This is a genomic window from Pseudomonas sp. TE36184 (assembly GCF_054060055.1).
Window position 1 is genome coordinate 6,212,671 of the sequence record NZ_JBSSCU010000001.1, and the last position, 14,165, is coordinate 6,226,835.

General features: G+C 50.1%; 14 protein-coding genes, 1 tRNA gene and 1 pseudogene. 11 read left to right on the forward strand and 5 right to left on the reverse strand.

Going from position 1 to position 14,165, the window contains the following annotated elements; all coding sequences use genetic code 11:
- Window positions 1-4 precede the first annotated feature (4 nt).
- Together ACVWZP_RS28215 and ACVWZP_RS28220 are read left to right on the forward strand one after the other, a co-directional pair.
- Window positions 5-94, forward strand: a tRNA-Ser gene (locus ACVWZP_RS28215).
- A gap of 217 nt (window positions 95-311) precedes the next feature.
- Window positions 312-452 (forward strand): annotated as a pseudogene (locus tag ACVWZP_RS28220) (phage portal protein); the annotation flags it as partial.
- Between the two features lie 78 nt (window positions 453-530).
- On the opposite strand, the gene ACVWZP_RS28225 reads toward ACVWZP_RS28220, so the two are convergent.
- Window positions 531-2,648: a DUF262 domain-containing protein gene (locus tag ACVWZP_RS28225; protein ID WP_457370307.1), complete on the reverse strand. Its 2,118-nt coding sequence runs from the start codon at window positions 2,646-2,648 to the stop codon at window positions 531-533.
- A gap of 254 nt (window positions 2,649-2,902) precedes the next feature.
- A complete protein-coding gene (locus ACVWZP_RS28230; RefSeq protein WP_457370308.1) occupies window positions 2,903-3,154 on the reverse strand; it encodes a helix-turn-helix domain-containing protein in 252 nt (83 codons plus the stop codon).
- 108 nt (window positions 3,155-3,262) lie between these two features.
- Here ACVWZP_RS28230 and ACVWZP_RS28235 point away from each other — a divergent pair, with 108 nt between their 5' ends.
- From ACVWZP_RS28235 to ACVWZP_RS28245, 3 genes are all read left to right on the forward strand, one after another.
- On the forward strand, window positions 3,263-3,568 hold the full coding sequence (locus ACVWZP_RS28235) for a hypothetical protein (RefSeq protein WP_457370309.1): 306 nt from the start codon (window positions 3,263-3,265) through the stop codon (window positions 3,566-3,568).
- 599 nt (window positions 3,569-4,167) lie between these two features.
- Window positions 4,168-4,335, forward strand: a complete 168-nt coding sequence (locus tag ACVWZP_RS28240) for a hypothetical protein (protein WP_457370310.1) — start codon at window positions 4,168-4,170, stop codon at window positions 4,333-4,335.
- 20 nt (window positions 4,336-4,355) lie between these two features.
- Window positions 4,356-4,985 carry a DUF6945 domain-containing protein gene (locus tag ACVWZP_RS28245; protein WP_457370311.1) on the forward strand — a complete coding sequence of 210 codons (630 nt, stop codon included), beginning with the start codon at window positions 4,356-4,358 and terminating at the stop codon, window positions 4,983-4,985.
- Window positions 4,986-5,037: 52 nt separating this feature from the next.
- Here the strand turns inward: ACVWZP_RS28245 and ACVWZP_RS28250 are convergent, their stop codons facing one another.
- On the reverse strand, window positions 5,038-5,907 hold the full coding sequence (locus ACVWZP_RS28250) for a HEPN domain-containing protein (protein WP_457370312.1): 870 nt from the start codon (window positions 5,905-5,907) through the stop codon (window positions 5,038-5,040).
- Between the two features lie 155 nt (window positions 5,908-6,062).
- On the opposite strand from ACVWZP_RS28250, the gene ACVWZP_RS28255 reads away from it, so the two are divergent.
- The 5 genes from ACVWZP_RS28255 (at window position 6,063) to ACVWZP_RS28275 (ending at window position 9,556) form a co-directional block, all read left to right on the forward strand.
- On the forward strand, window positions 6,063-6,398 hold the full coding sequence (locus tag ACVWZP_RS28255) for a hypothetical protein (protein WP_457370313.1): 336 nt from the start codon (window positions 6,063-6,065) through the stop codon (window positions 6,396-6,398).
- Between the two features lie 320 nt (window positions 6,399-6,718).
- Window positions 6,719-6,934: a hypothetical protein gene (locus ACVWZP_RS28260; RefSeq protein ID WP_457370314.1), complete on the forward strand. Its 216-nt coding sequence runs from the start codon at window positions 6,719-6,721 to the stop codon at window positions 6,932-6,934.
- Window positions 6,935-7,088: 154 nt separating this feature from the next.
- Complete coding sequence (locus ACVWZP_RS28265; RefSeq protein WP_457370315.1) at window positions 7,089-7,649, forward strand: recombinase family protein; 561 nt, start codon at window positions 7,089-7,091, stop codon at window positions 7,647-7,649.
- Between the two features lie 152 nt (window positions 7,650-7,801).
- A complete protein-coding gene (locus ACVWZP_RS28270) occupies window positions 7,802-8,725 on the forward strand; it encodes a hypothetical protein (RefSeq protein ID WP_457370316.1) in 924 nt (307 codons plus the stop codon).
- Between the two features lie 42 nt (window positions 8,726-8,767).
- Window positions 8,768-9,556: a hypothetical protein gene (locus ACVWZP_RS28275; RefSeq protein ID WP_457370317.1), complete on the forward strand. Its 789-nt coding sequence runs from the start codon at window positions 8,768-8,770 to the stop codon at window positions 9,554-9,556.
- A 16-nt stretch (window positions 9,557-9,572) separates the two neighbouring features.
- On the opposite strand, the gene ACVWZP_RS28280 is transcribed toward ACVWZP_RS28275, so the two are convergent.
- Window positions 9,573-11,045, reverse strand: a complete 1,473-nt coding sequence (locus tag ACVWZP_RS28280) for a tyrosine-type recombinase/integrase (protein WP_457370318.1) — start codon at window positions 11,043-11,045, stop codon at window positions 9,573-9,575.
- Window positions 11,046-11,464: 419 nt separating this feature from the next.
- On the opposite strand from ACVWZP_RS28280, the gene ACVWZP_RS28285 reads away from it, so the two are divergent.
- On the forward strand, window positions 11,465-13,057 hold the full coding sequence (locus ACVWZP_RS28285) for a sensor domain-containing diguanylate cyclase (protein ID WP_457370319.1): 1,593 nt from the start codon (window positions 11,465-11,467) through the stop codon (window positions 13,055-13,057).
- Here the strand turns inward: ACVWZP_RS28285 and ACVWZP_RS28290 are convergent.
- On the reverse strand, window positions 13,054-14,094 hold the full coding sequence (locus ACVWZP_RS28290; protein ID WP_177029511.1) for a DMT family transporter: 1,041 nt from the start codon (window positions 14,092-14,094) through the stop codon (window positions 13,054-13,056). The two genes, ACVWZP_RS28285 and ACVWZP_RS28290, sit on opposite strands and share 4 nt — an antisense overlap.
- Window positions 14,095-14,165 lie beyond the last annotated feature (71 nt).

The following is a 14,165-nucleotide window of genomic DNA, read 5'->3' on the forward strand; positions in this document are numbered from 1 at the left end:
ATACGGTGAAGTGTCCGAGTGGCTTAAGGAGCACGCCTGGAAAGTGTGTATACAAGAAATTGTATCGAGAGTTCGAATCTCTCCTTCACCGCCACATTTAGAAATGCCCGTGAATTCAGTTACTTAGAGTTCGCGGGCTTTTTCGTTTGTACTACTCAATTGTACTACTCTCGCTCTACGTCGCATTCCTTCTCGATACTATGCAGATGGGGCTGTCTTTAACATGCCCCAGAATCTAGCTATCAAGAATTGATCGCACTTAGCGTTTTCTGCCAAACAAGAATTCAACTCGATAAGAAACCAAACTGCATCCGCCGCAGGTGATGGGTACCTTGCCGTAGAACGCTGGTGGGTTTGGGTCGATCAGAGAGGCCGCGCAGATCTACGCAGTCAATGAATTGGAACCGATTCAGTCGCGTATGGCGCAGGTGAATAAGTGGCTCGGGGAGTAGGTGCTGCGGTTTAGGCCGTATCTTTTACAGGTTTGAAGAAAAGGGGTGAGTTCGATCTCAACCCCTATTTTGAATGGTTTAAAATTCAACTTGATCCGATCTGTTTTCTATAGATTCTATAGGCGGTACAGGTATTGAAACTCTTTGGTTTGCAAGAGAATTAATATCTGTTCCTTCATAATTTAAAACAAATCGTAGGCCAAGGATTTCCATCTTTTTTGTGGGTTCGCCAATCTTTAGATTCCACCTCTGCTCCATGAAACTTAAGAGGTATATTCCTCTCCTAAGGATATCTTTGGCGGTCCAGTTTTCATTTGTCGATACTTGTATTTCTGAAAGGCACCCATAACGATAACCAACTTGGTTCGCTTCAGTGCCTTTTTTATCTTGAAATGATTTATTTCCGAGTGCGGCATTTTTGGCGTGCGATACTGGTAATAAATTTCCCAGGGAATTTTTTAATATGTTTCTTTCTTTTACCGAATATCCTTTGTCGTTGATTGCTGACTTCCAGCTGGGGTTTGTCGCCTTTTGAGGGTAAATGTGTTCGATTGTTTTGTGATCTCTATCGAAATACTCTCTACCCACGTCATTCGACCATTTTAATAGCTGACGTGTTGTTTTAGATTCAGATCTTAAATGTTGTTCGTATTCAAACATAAAGTATCGAAGCTGTTTCCAGCTGTAGTATCCGCTATTGACGTTTTTTCCAATCGTTCGAATGGCGTCATGAAAGTCCTTTGAACGACTAAATTTGTCAACGGGATCAATTAGTGCTTTTTTCAGATCCTCTGCACTAATGTTTTCTGCGAAAACTTTGGAGGCAAGGTCTATGAGGTTCAACTCAAAATAATAGGAGGTCAGCTTGGAGACGAAGCCAAAGCGTTCGATAGCCGTAAGCACCTCTTCTCTAGTCTGACCCTTCGCAAATTTATGTAGCGATGCCGTACTCAAAGTAAAAATATCATCGTCATTGAGTCTGTTGATTTGGCTGAGTTTTTCTTTTTCAAAGTCAGACCAGTCCCCGTCGTCCGGAAAAGCTGTTTGATAATAAGTTCTTACTAGTCTTTTGATGCTCTGCGAGTAGTCAAAGACCGTGTCTATATTCAAAGGCTTCATTTCTGGCCTTTTAATGATAATCTCGCCTGGTTCTGTCTCTGTAATATGTTTTCTGTTATTGCTTTCTTCTTTTGATATGAAAAGTCTTTTAGGTGTGAAAAAATCATCCAGTAGATAGCTTTTGTATCTTTCTCCTTGAGAGAAGTATCTGCGAATATGGAACTTTGAAGATATTATTTCTTCTATCTGATCACCGAAATAGCTCAAGAAGTGAGTTTTTAAGAAGTCATCATCAAGTTTTGTTTTGTTCATTTTTCCTAGATAGTGATAGATGGATTTCCAGCTTTCATTGATCGCTTTTCTCAAGTGCTCGCTTTCTGATTTCTCTACGTCAAATTTTGTTGATAAATATATTAGCCGGTTTTTAAGTAGCTCTAAGTGAGAAAGGGGCTTTCCTCTGTTGTTCATTGTTTCGAATGTAACAAAAACATCCAGATCTTTTTCTATGTAAAACAAGTTAAATTGTAGATGTTGGGTGAGGGTCGTGAATATATATTCTAAGTCGTCTTTTGTGAGGTTTTTTACTTTTTCTGAAAAAAAGTTTTTTGCGCCAGTTAGGTTTTTTGTATAAATGGTCTCTTCGGTTGTCGAATGATTTACTGAAGAGTCACCAAAGATAAATTGTTTTAAAAATTCATGGCTTGGATTGTCTTTTTCATAACCAAAGATGTAGGATTTTGAAATCCCCATCCCTTTTGGTTCGCATATATATTTTTTTCTTATGTCTGCTTTTTGAGTGTAGTTTAGTAGCTCTGCATCATCTATTGCTTCTAGGATGCACTGTAGAAGTATAATTGCAGTCGTAAGGCGCTGTTGGCCGTCCACAACATACATGGGGCTATAGTGTTTTGATTCTATAATCCAAACATCGTCTTCCCAGGTTTTATAGTTATCTATATTTACCGGTTCTAGAGTTAATACCCCGGTGTAATGGCTCTTTCCGTCCGGTAACTGCTCTATATCGTTCCAAAAGTCTTTTAAGTGTTTGGTTTCCCAAGAGTACCCGCGCTGGTAGTCAGGGATTCTAAAAATAACTTCAGAAAATAATTTAGATAATGATTTTAACTCAGACTGCATTTTATCTTCCTTGGCTTATAGGTCAACGCACTGTAGTTTTTGATGGATTAAAGCGCGACTTTACCAAACGAGTAGGGGGGACGCTTCAAAAATGTTGTGGCGGTGAGGCGCGCGCGGATAATAGATAGGGGCTTTGACTTGCACGCGCCGTCGTCCCCCCACTTCGCACGCGGACTTTATACAGCCCCTTGCTTTAGGCGAGCTACGGATACGGTTTCCGCCGTCGAGGGGTACGTAAGGTCGCATCTGTGGCCTCATCCTTCCTCTGCCAGTATTTTTTCAAGCTCAATTACCAATTTCGTAAGCGAAATTCCAAGGATTTTGCACAGATCACGGACCTGTACTACATCCAGCCGGCGAGTCCCGCTTTCAACGTCGCTCATGAAGGATTGCGGGCGCCCCAGCGCTTTTGAGCACTGGACTTGAGTCAGGCCTGCTTCGTTCCGATGCTTTTTCAGTAGTGACAAAAGCACAGCGTGTTCGTGTCTATAGATCGTTTTGGCCATGGTGGTCAGCTATAGAGAGTAGCTGCTCAACCTATATCTGCTTTTCAGATATCTGAATTTCAGATATTTTGCCTGCTCAGACCCACGGTTAAGCAGGTGAAAGCAGTCATGAACGAACGGATCTATGTGCTGAACAGCCAAAAGAAGACTACAAGCCACGTCTTGCACCTTTTAATGTGCATACCGACCGCTGGATGTTGGATAATTATTTGGTTCCTTGTCACGATGCAGAATAATAGGCATAACAAGAATATCGACAAGAAGATTGGTCGGATCTTAGAGCATAAGGAAACTGGCAAGTCTGATTTGGAGGCGTGCCAGGCGATTCGCAACGAGGATCAATACAAGAACAAAGTACTGTTGATCATCATTATTGTGATCGTCTTCATTGTTTATCTTAACTCCCGTCACTGAGTGGCATTGGTTAATATAGGAGAGCAAAGTTGCATTCGTTAGTCACTGCTAGCTTCGTAGATGTCGTGTATGCTGTAAAGTGAACTCTGGCTGCAAAGCAAAAGAAAGACTCTCATGTCGCACTACAGGAGCTTGCAGCCTAACTCCTTACAGTAACTTGTAATCGTAAAGGTCCTTGACAAAACAGGGGTATCGGCGTATATTCGCCACCTTTCCAGCAAACCAGCACCGAACGATCTCGACTTGCCCCAGTGCAACGTCAGGCGTCGGTTTTCTGTTGCCTGGAATTCTTGTTAGTAGCTCACATAGGGCAGCACGCCCCCTGTACATAGGTCAATTTGCCCCCTGTGACAGAGGGCGTGCTGCCCCCTTAGTAAGATAGATCTATAACAAGAAAGAAAATAATAAGACTGATGCAGTCCCTGCACCCTTCGGGATTCTTGCAAGGTAAAGCAGAAGAGCTTTCTGATTGCTCAATCATATGAATTGATCGTGCAAGGGGCTTCAATCAGCGGTGCTGGCATCCTAGTTAAGTTAGATCGAATCCACATGGGGCATCCTGCCCTCTGTGAAGTTTCACCGTGCAAGGAGAAAATGAAATGAACATTCAGTTCCGGCAACACAGTCGTGATTGGCTTAAGGCTGGTAACGGTAACGGCGGTCCAAGTGCAGCAGTTCGCGTTGCTCACATGATCGAAATGATAGCTCTCTTCAGAACTGGGGCTATGGAAGAATCCAAGTTCTTAGAATATATCAAGAACCTTTAAGAGTACATACGAGGAATACGATGACCGAGACTTTTTGCAAGCTTACACACGAAATCATGAAGGCAACACACTGGACCAGCAGGACCACTGGCGAACAATTTAAGCTCACTGGTGATCAGAAAATTATGTGGGCGTGGATGGAGAAGAGATATAAATTCTTTAGATCCATTGGCAAGGATTGGTTCGATAACCAAGATGATATCGCAGTGTCTACAGGATGTGACCCAAGTACAGTTAAGCGCTTTATTACCAAGCTGACTCAGCATGGCTACATAGAAGTACAACGGCAGAAAGGCAGAGGATTCATTCGCTCTAACAACTATAAGATCCTGGCTCCACTTCAAGTATGCATCGGCAAGGCATCTACAGGCTCTTCTAGGGTGATTGGCGAGGTTGCTTTCCCTGCTGTCGCGGATAACTATAGCGATTCTGTAATCGCCTCTCAGGAGCTTGCAGGCGATATGGCTCCTGTGCTTGAAGATATACCTCTTGAGGCATATATAGATACACCGTCACAAGCTCCTGTAGTCGTGCATAAGCGCCTACCGTTGTTTGTCGATACATTGGATGAAGTACCAGATGTTGCCGTTCCTGTAATCGGGCAAGGTGCTAAAATTGAATACGTATGTGACGACCCTCTGCCCTGGTAATAGCGGCAGAGAGTTGAAAGCAGCAACGTCGTTAGTACAGTGCATTCACGATCTACAATGATGGTCGAGGTACTCTCTCACTAGCTTCAACTTTTCCTGCTAGATTTCTGTCAGTGATCCTACGGACTGCTTCAGCGGCAATGAATAACGCTCTCATTGCCAATGACATGAGTTGCACTCTGGTGAGTCCGTGGTCTGAATACCGAGTGTTTACGTAATTCGGAAAGCCCTTGCTTGCTTCAAGTAAACGATCATCGTTGCTGTTTGAGTAATGTTTCACTAAGCTCTCTGCGAGCTCAACCAGGTTGTGATTGTGTTTCCTCACTTCTTTTTTATCTACCCCAAGGCGTAGTAGTGCACCTTTCATAGCCAGTTCGGCAGCCAAGCAACAAGTCTGTATTGCAGAGTCTGTGTCTGTAGCCTGAAAAAGCGTGCGTGCGGTTGATGAAATAGCGGACTTCGCATTGTTAAGGTGCTGAACTGCTGCACTATCTTCAAATCGTAAATCATCAACCCCATATGCCAAATCCCATAGGTCACAGGCGCTGTAAAGCGCCTTCCAGCCTAGTTCTGGGTAGTGCTTGAAGATATTCTCAAGCTCGGCTTTGGTGATTTCAATCATATCCAAAGGTGTCACGCCGAAGGTTCCAAATCCGACATTCACCCTGGCTGGGTACATCGTGTCACGGATTGCAACCCCTGCATCTACAAGACCGGGTATTGAAAAATCCCCGCTGGGATATAGGGCTCGGTAGTCTTCCATGAGCGGGGTCCAGATACGCTCATCTAGAAAGTTACCTTCTATGTTGTTGCTCTTCATCCATTCCGCCACGACATGAAAAGGGCGCTGATGCAGGCTTAAGCCCTCGCTCATCAACTCGTCATCCAATCGCCTTAAGAACTCCTTGTCTATCCTTTCCATTTTTACTCTCCTTGATCTGTAATGGGGGGGGCATCAGTGCCAAGACACGATCATTCGTCATCACGGCATTGCCCTAAGCCTAACCTCCCTGCCATGCTAGTGGCGAACTGATGCTACGCTTGGCTCAGTCAACCTGCCTGGAAAGGAAGCCTGGAATGATTCACATATTGCTGTCGCTAGATCTGAAAAATGCTGACCCTCAGCAGCGCGACGCCTTTTACAAAAAACTGGTTGAAAACGAGTTCATAAAATTGCGAGGCGTTGATACGGTATGGGCTTACGCGTTTCCTAGGGCGCCGGTTCAGGAGGTTATTGACAAGGTTGTACGTGTCACTCACCTCATGTTGAAAGAGGCGGTGGAAGACCTCGAAATACAGAAGGTCTCGTACATTCTTCAAATGGGGAATACCGCCCCAATCGGCATAGTGGTTGAGAAAGTTCGCGGCAATTATCACGTTGATGAGTTTGACCCGACTGTAGCTGCTGACTGATCCATTGCATCCATTGGCTGAGCCTGAAACCTCAGCCATATCCCAAAATATCCTAGGCTAAACCTGGCCAATACCTATGCCCGCTGAGGATGTCCTCTCCGTGTGTAAGATTTGTAGGACGTCTGTATCCCTGGGTTTCCGTAGTGGGCCACGTCAATTTGCTTAGCTAGTGTCCATCCTGACGCCTAAGTCGAGGTTTTCGCACCAAAACGCCAGTTTTGAGCCGGAATCGCGACTTCTTGCAAGACGGCGGAACCCGGCCCCGACCCAGTTCACTGGTAGGCTAGTCTTTCGGCACCACAGCCCAAGGATGAACCGCCATGCCCTCAAAACCCAATGCCACTATCCAGATTGCCGACCTGCTGACGTTGCTTTGGGAGAATCAGTTGGCGACTGCCGCATCCATCGAAGAGCTGGGCGTTTGGGTCAAATCGCAAGGTGGGGATGACGCTCACTCCAAAGCTGTTGAGGCGCTTGAAGCGCTCGACAGGAACGCCAGCGCCATCGCTGATGGGATAACGGCACTACGCAGGTAGTATCATCAAACGACCGTTAAACGATACCGTCCATCCGATAGCTACGCCGGTATCATCAAGTGCGGGTTTACAGATTGTTGATACCAATGCAATATGATCCCTCCATTGTTGATACCCCACGAGCGGCGTGAGGAATACCTAGGAGGGTGAGTAAATGAGTCGTCTATTCGGATACGGTCGTGTCAGTACGACGGAGCAGAACACCGATAACCAACTGGTGGCGCTCACCTCTAAAGGGTTCGATATCAAGCCCACCCGCTGGTTCTCCGAACAAATCAGTGGCGGCGTACCAGCTCTCCAACGTCCCCAGTTCAGCAAGATGGCAGAACGCATGGAAACGGGTGACACGCTGGTGGTGCTGAAGCTGGATCGCCTAGGCCGCGACGTGCAAGACGTTCTCGCCACCGTTTCCAAAATGGCAACGGATGGTATCCATGTTCGTAGTCTAGACCTCGACGGTGTAGACCTCACTAGTGCAGCAGGGAAGCTACAGCTAACAGTTCTCGCAGCAGTTGCAGCCTTTGAACGTGATCGGATCAAGGAGCGCACCAGAGAGGGCCTTGCAAGGTCTGACAAGAAGGGTGGTCGTCCAGTGGCTACAGATACCACGGAGGCGGTGCAGAAGCTCAAGGCTAAAGGCGTGACACAGGCTCAGGCAGCAGCCGAACTCAAGGTGAGCTTGCCAACCATTAAGAGACACTGGAACAAGGTTTGAAGTAGACCTGTAGCCGCTCAACAGCCCGCCTAGAGCGGGCTTTGTTGTTTCTCTAGTCCGTGGTTGTCTCTGATGTTGCTCACCTCTGACAGCGTCGGAGAGCGCTACAGGGTGTCAGGTTATTTCTACTTTTCCAGCAATTGGGTGATCCCATGTCGTGGTCTGCTAAGCGGCGCGGAAATCCCTCCCAAAATCTCGCCACTTTATTTTCCAGCCGTGAAACCCGAATCCCTGCACGAATGGTCGAAATTTTCGGCGAAAAATGGGAGCCTGAAAAGCTCGGCCCTTACTGCCACAAGGATGAAGACATGACAGCACCCTACAAATGGACGATTGGGTTTGCCGATGCTTACGCTCACAACAACGGCGACACTGTTCGAGACTTCATGTCATTGGTCGTGCAACCGTCGCTCGCTGCGTTGGAACGGAAACGGCAAGAGCTGGCCCGTGCTGCTCAAGATGATGTGGTGTTTCATTTTGCTTTGTCCGACCATGAGGGGCTGATCCAGCGTACATACATGACGTTCGCCCTCGCCATCCAGTCATTATGGGAGCAACAGATCCGCTCCTACCTCATCTGTTGCTTAGGTCGTCACACCATTGAAGGGGTAACCCTTAAGAAGCTGGAGACCGCCACGTGGGGCACTAAGTTGAACGCACTGTTCTTCAAGGTGCGAGGTATTGAGTTGAGTAGCTTCGATTCCTACCCCGCCCTTACTCAGTTGCAGATGTTGGGCAACGCTTGCCGTCACGGCGATGGTGATTCCGCCAGAGACCTTCACACCTTGCACCCTGAGTTGTGGCCCACACCTATACAGTTCCCGTGGTTGGATTCTTCGATGGAACCACCATCCCCACCAAAACCGCCAGTGCAGCACTTGCAAATCACTCTGGAAATTCTGACTCGTTATGTCAGTGCCATTGCGTTGTTCTGGTTGGACATGGATCGTCTTGGGATGGAAAGCCTTTTGGATAAGCAACCCGACATGCAGTACAGGGTTGCGGAATTGTTGGAGCGTCGTACTCCCTTCCTCGCTAGTGTGATCGAGCCTACGGGGGATAAGACTCAGTATTGATGGCGTGTTAATATCACATCACTTTTGAGAAGGAGCAGTTTGGTGGAGGATTCATTGGATGATGGTAGGGATTTCAACAAGGCTAGAGGCTTCTTGCTCACCTACTCAGCCCTTGTCTTGGCTTTGTGGTATTTCGGAGCAGACCTCACCCAATTTAAGCTAATGGGGAACGAGGTGCAGCTTCACCAGCGGACTAATAGCGTTTGGCTGGTGCTTGCTGCTCTCAACGCCTACTTTTGGTTTCGCTGCTACCAGCGTATTCCTCCCGCTGGTTTAAATTTTGACAACGCTATGGACGATCTTTACGAAGCATCTTTGCGGTGGGTAGCTTTGACCTTAGGTCGACGTAAATTAAAGCAAGAAATTGTGAGCGAGGTTGCTAAAAGAAGTAGAGAAGGTGCTCCATTCAAAATCCAGTCTTATGCTACACAGCTTTTATATCGGCCTACTCACGATCTATCGAAGCGACAAAGAGGGGTGGGACTAAAATCGCGAATTCTTCTTCACGAGTACCGCGTAAGAGTCTACCTGATGGCAAAGTATAGGTGTCAGTCCGACAAAGGATGGTTGGACGGCGAAAAGATTAGTTATTATGTAATGGGTGTTTCGATTACTTGGCCAATTAAAATTTTTATAGTTCTAAGAGGTGCGTTTGTCACCCCTTGGTTTACTGATTATGTTGCACCCTTGCTATTTGGTTTTGTCAGTACAGCGTTTGCATTGTGGAAGTGGTACAGCATAAATTTCCTAGCCTCTTCTTTGCAACATCACACGTTGATGTGTGCGGGTGTATCCACGATTGCTCATGGGCAGGTATCTTTCCTGCTTTAGGCTGTGTGTCTGGTATCTAAATCGTTGGCAGCTTCGAAATGGCGTTAAGCTTCTGCTGAGCGGATGCACCCCGGCTGTATGTGTCGTGAGTCTCACTGCCGTTCGAGTGGCCAACTATTTCTTGGACGATGTAGTCAGGCACGTCGGCCCGTAATAGCGTAGTGATCACTGTATTTCGCATTGAGTGAAAAACATGCAACGGGCCGAATCCTAGCTTCTCTTTCAGCTTGCCGAACGCCCTTGATAGAGTGTGCGATCTTTTTTGATAAAGGTTCTCGGTTGCTGGAATCAAGAATCCGTCAGTCGAGTCTTTGACCAAGCGCTTCACCACTCCTTTGAGCGCGGGGTGAATTGGTACGATCCGCCTCGATTTTTTGTTTTTGCCTTTCAAGAAGTTGAAGCTGGTCACTCCGTCTTCTTCGATGATGTGTTCAACCTTCAACTGACAGAGTTGTTCTACACGGCAGCCGGTGTACGCACCAAGCAGGATCAAATCAGCGAGTGGCATGTTCCCAACGTCTTGTGCAGCCTTGTGGAGCTTCCTCAACTCGGCAACAGTGTATGCCTCCCGTTTTTCCCCTGCCGTTTCTTTGCCACCGCCTTTGGGTATCTCGTGCCCTTTAAACGGATCTGCTTTGTCTTTGTAATCGACGCGCCATTGAGCGTCGTAGCGGATTGCCCACGACCAGAAGGCTGTACCCGACATCAAGTGCTGGCTGATTGTCGCAGGCGCACGATTGAGCGATTGTATCCATGCATCAATGGAATCGAACTCGAGCGGTAATGAATTCTCTCTGAGGAACTTAGACAAGTCCTCCATCCGCCTCACTTGTTGATCGACGTGTTTGGGAGCACCGCCACGGCTTTCCCTGAACTCTCGGAATGCTTTGAGTCTGGTAGTTGTAATTGGCGACTTCGGTTGGTGTGCCTTCGGATCATTGAGGATCAGCTTTGCTTCTTCTTGCTCAGCAGGCGAGAGTTCCTGTGTCACTCCGAACACCTTTGCCATCACCTCTAAGGCCATTTCCTTGGCGAACTCGACGTTAGCCAGCTCTCCCTCAAGCCCTGTCATGGCGTACACACGATCCGCTTTTTCTTTACGTAACCGTCCCTCTGGTGAGTCGTCAAACAAGCCCTGATACAGCGCCTGTATCTCGTCTGCATCAAATGTAGTCTTGTCGTCCGTCTCTCCGAGAGCAACGTCAGTCTTCAGCTTGCGTGTAGCTTGAGCAATACCCTGAGCCGCTGTCGCAATTGGATCTTTCCAAGTGTCGCCACGTGCAGCACGTTTTCCTCTCGCTCTATCAAATGCTGCCTTCCACTCAGCAATCACCGCATGGCGTCGTTCCATCGCTTCACCGCGTAGCCCGGTTTTCAATGAGCGAATGAGTACGGTCTTTGCGCCCATAGCTGCACGGACATCGGCGGGCACAGCCAACCGCACATACCACGTGGATTCGCCTTTTTTCTGAATCAGATGGTCTGCCATGGTGGTGCCGTAGGAGGGGAGTAGTACGGTCGAGTGTATTACTCAGTTGTACTACTATTCAAGCTGTAGCCCCCGGAATACGGGCTTAAAAGGCCGCGAGGGGTGGTAAAATCGAATCTCTCCTTCACCGCCACATTCTGCAAACACAAACCCCTGATTTTCCTAGTGAAAGTCGGGGGTTTGTGGTTTCTCGCGGCTGAAAAAAAGGCCATATAGGCCCAATGTGGGACTGACGCTGTTTTTTTCCGTCAGCCTTCGGACACGCCCGCTCGGCGCGTTCAGAATTGGCAGGTGGGCTTCCAGGCTGGTTAAACGGGCTGCTTCGGTCAACGATGGTCGAAGAGGTGCCTGCGAAAACAAGGACGATTCATCCTGCATCGAATCGTTTGCAATTCTTCCGCCCATCCGGACTGCGTAATATGACCACCCGACCGAAGCCGAAACTCAACCTTCGTATTCTGATTCTTATCTTTGTAATGCTTTCGGCAATCGCAACCCTGGCCAACAGTTTTTGGGTGACGTTCACGATTCAGAAGCAGGAGTTGATCGAGAATGCGCTGGAAGTGAACAAGGCCTACGCCTCTCGGATCGCCCGGAGTGTGGAGCAGGTACTCAATTCCGACCTCGATAAATTGAAATACAGTTCGTTCGTCATTGGCAAAGCGTTTGGCGATAAGCAGAATTTGACGGAGGAAGCCCAGCGACTGTTTGGGCAAGACGCCAGTTTCAACTCCGTGTTGATCGCCGATGCGACGGGGACAATCATTGCCTCGGCTCCCGAAAGCCTCCACCTCGATGGGCGCACGCTGCAACACCGCGAGCCTCTCAGCCTTCGCGTGCCGATAATCAGCAACGCGTTCAAGTCCATGGCTGGCAATCTGGTGGTCTTTGTCAGCCACCCCATATTCGACGCGAAAGGAGAGTACCTGGGGCTGATCGGGGGCAGTGTCCGACTTGAGCAGAGGAATACGCTCCAGGCGCTGATGGACACCAATGTGCGCAAGGACGGGGCGCATGTCTATCTTGTCGACAGCGCCCGCCGGGTGCTCTATCACTCCGATCCCGAGCACATCGGGACAGTCGCTGGAAAGGGGTTGATCGACGACGCGGCGCTCAGTCACGACGGGGGAACATTGCAGGCGATAGATGCCGATGGCGTGCAAATGCTCGCCGGTTTCGCCAGGGTGCCCATCAGCGGTTGGGGGGTGATCTCGCAGCAGCCGCTCGATAACATCCAAGCCATCCTGCGACACACCATGGCCAAGGTGGCGCAGGGCATCGCGCCGCTGGCGCTGTTCGGAATCGTGTTGATCTGGTGGCTGGGCGCGCGAATTTCGGTGCCGTTGTCCAGGCTTGCCGATTGCGCCAAACGGCTGGATTCGCCGGACAGCTACGAACGTATCAGTGCAATCCCGACGCGCTATTTCGAAAGCTGGCAGATTCGCAGAGCGCTGCTGCTCGGCGCCACCCTGCTGCAGGAAAAGATCGGCAAACTCAACCAGCAAGCGCAAACCGACGTGTTGACCGGGCTGGCCAATCGCCGGGCGATGCAGGACGTTCTGTTGCGCTGGCAGGATGCCTACAAGGCGTTCGCGGTCGTGTCCATGGACATCGATCACTTCAAGCGCGTGAACGATACATTTGGCCATGGCGTGGGCGATGAAACGCTGCGCGCCATTGCGAGGCTCATGCAGCAGAATTCACGGTCCAACGACCTGCCTTGTCGGGTCGGTGGCGAGGAGTTCGTGTTGTTGTTACCCAATAGTTCGCTTCAGGTTGCAACGGATGTCGCCGAGCGACTGCGTGCCTCGATCGATGCCGCCAACATCGAAACGGTCGGGCACATCACCGTTTCGCTGGGCGTCGCGCTATGGCATCCCGGTGGCGATTCGATATCCGCTGTGCTGGAGAGGGCTGATCAGCTTTTGTATCAGGCCAAGCAAAGCGGGCGTAATCGGGTGGTCGCGGAGCAGGCTCGATGGGAGGCTGTGGCTATCGGGTCAAGCCTTTAATGCCGATGCCGATGATGAATATCCGGAAAATGTGGATGGCTATGCTTGATCGGGCTATGGGTATGCAGGTGACTGTGCGGCATCGCCGGGTCCCACTCGAACGGGTGTTCATGTTGATGGTGCTCATCGTGGACATGCCGATGCCCGTGTTCCGTCGCCTCATGCTGATGTGCATGGGCGTGGCGCTCGGTCAGGTGCAGCCACACCCCGGCGGCCATCAGCGCGGCTGCAATCCAGAACGCGCCGGTCACCGACTCGCCCAGCACCAGCAAGGCCAGCGCGGCGCCGAGGAACGGCGCGGTAGAGAAATAAGCGCCGGTACGCGCACTGCCCAGCCCGCGTAAGGCCAGCACAAACAGCACCAGGCTGATGCCATAGCCGAGAAACCCGACCAGCAAGATCGGCGCGAGCTGCGCCAGGCCGGGGATCTGCGCGCCGAGATACAGCGCCAGGCTGCAGTTGACCACGCCCGCGATCAAGCCTTTGGCGCCGGCGATAAACAATGCGTCCGAGGCCGACACTTTACGTGTCAGGTTGTTATCGATGCCCCAGCACAGGCAGGCCACCGCCACGGCGAGCGGCCCGGTCCAATCGTGACTGTCGGCGCCGCCTTGGGGCCATGACAACGCCACGCCACCCAGCACAATCGCAATCATCCCGAGGACGATGCGACGGTCTGCGTTTTCCCTGAACACGAGCCAGGCGATCAACGCGGTCAATACCGATTCAAGGTTGAGCATCAGCGACGCGGTGGCGCCCGAGGTGCGGGTCAGGCCGAACATCAGGGCCACGGGCCCGAGGATGCCGCCGAACGCAATGGCGCCGAGCAGCCAGGGCCATTCGGAGGGGGTCAAGCCGGTGGGGGTCCAGCCGCGATCGCGGATCAGGCGCACGATGGCGAGTCCGGCACCGCTGCCGAGGTAAAGCAGGCCTGCGAGCAGCACGGGCGAGAGGCCCAGGCCGAGGCTTTTGGCGAGCGGGGTGCTGGCGCCGAACAGCGCGGCGGCGGCGAGTGCGTAAAGGATACTGAGGTTCATGGACCATCCTCGAAAGGTTGGCCCATGATACGTCGCTTGCTCAGGTCAAATCCCGCGCAAATAGAGCAACG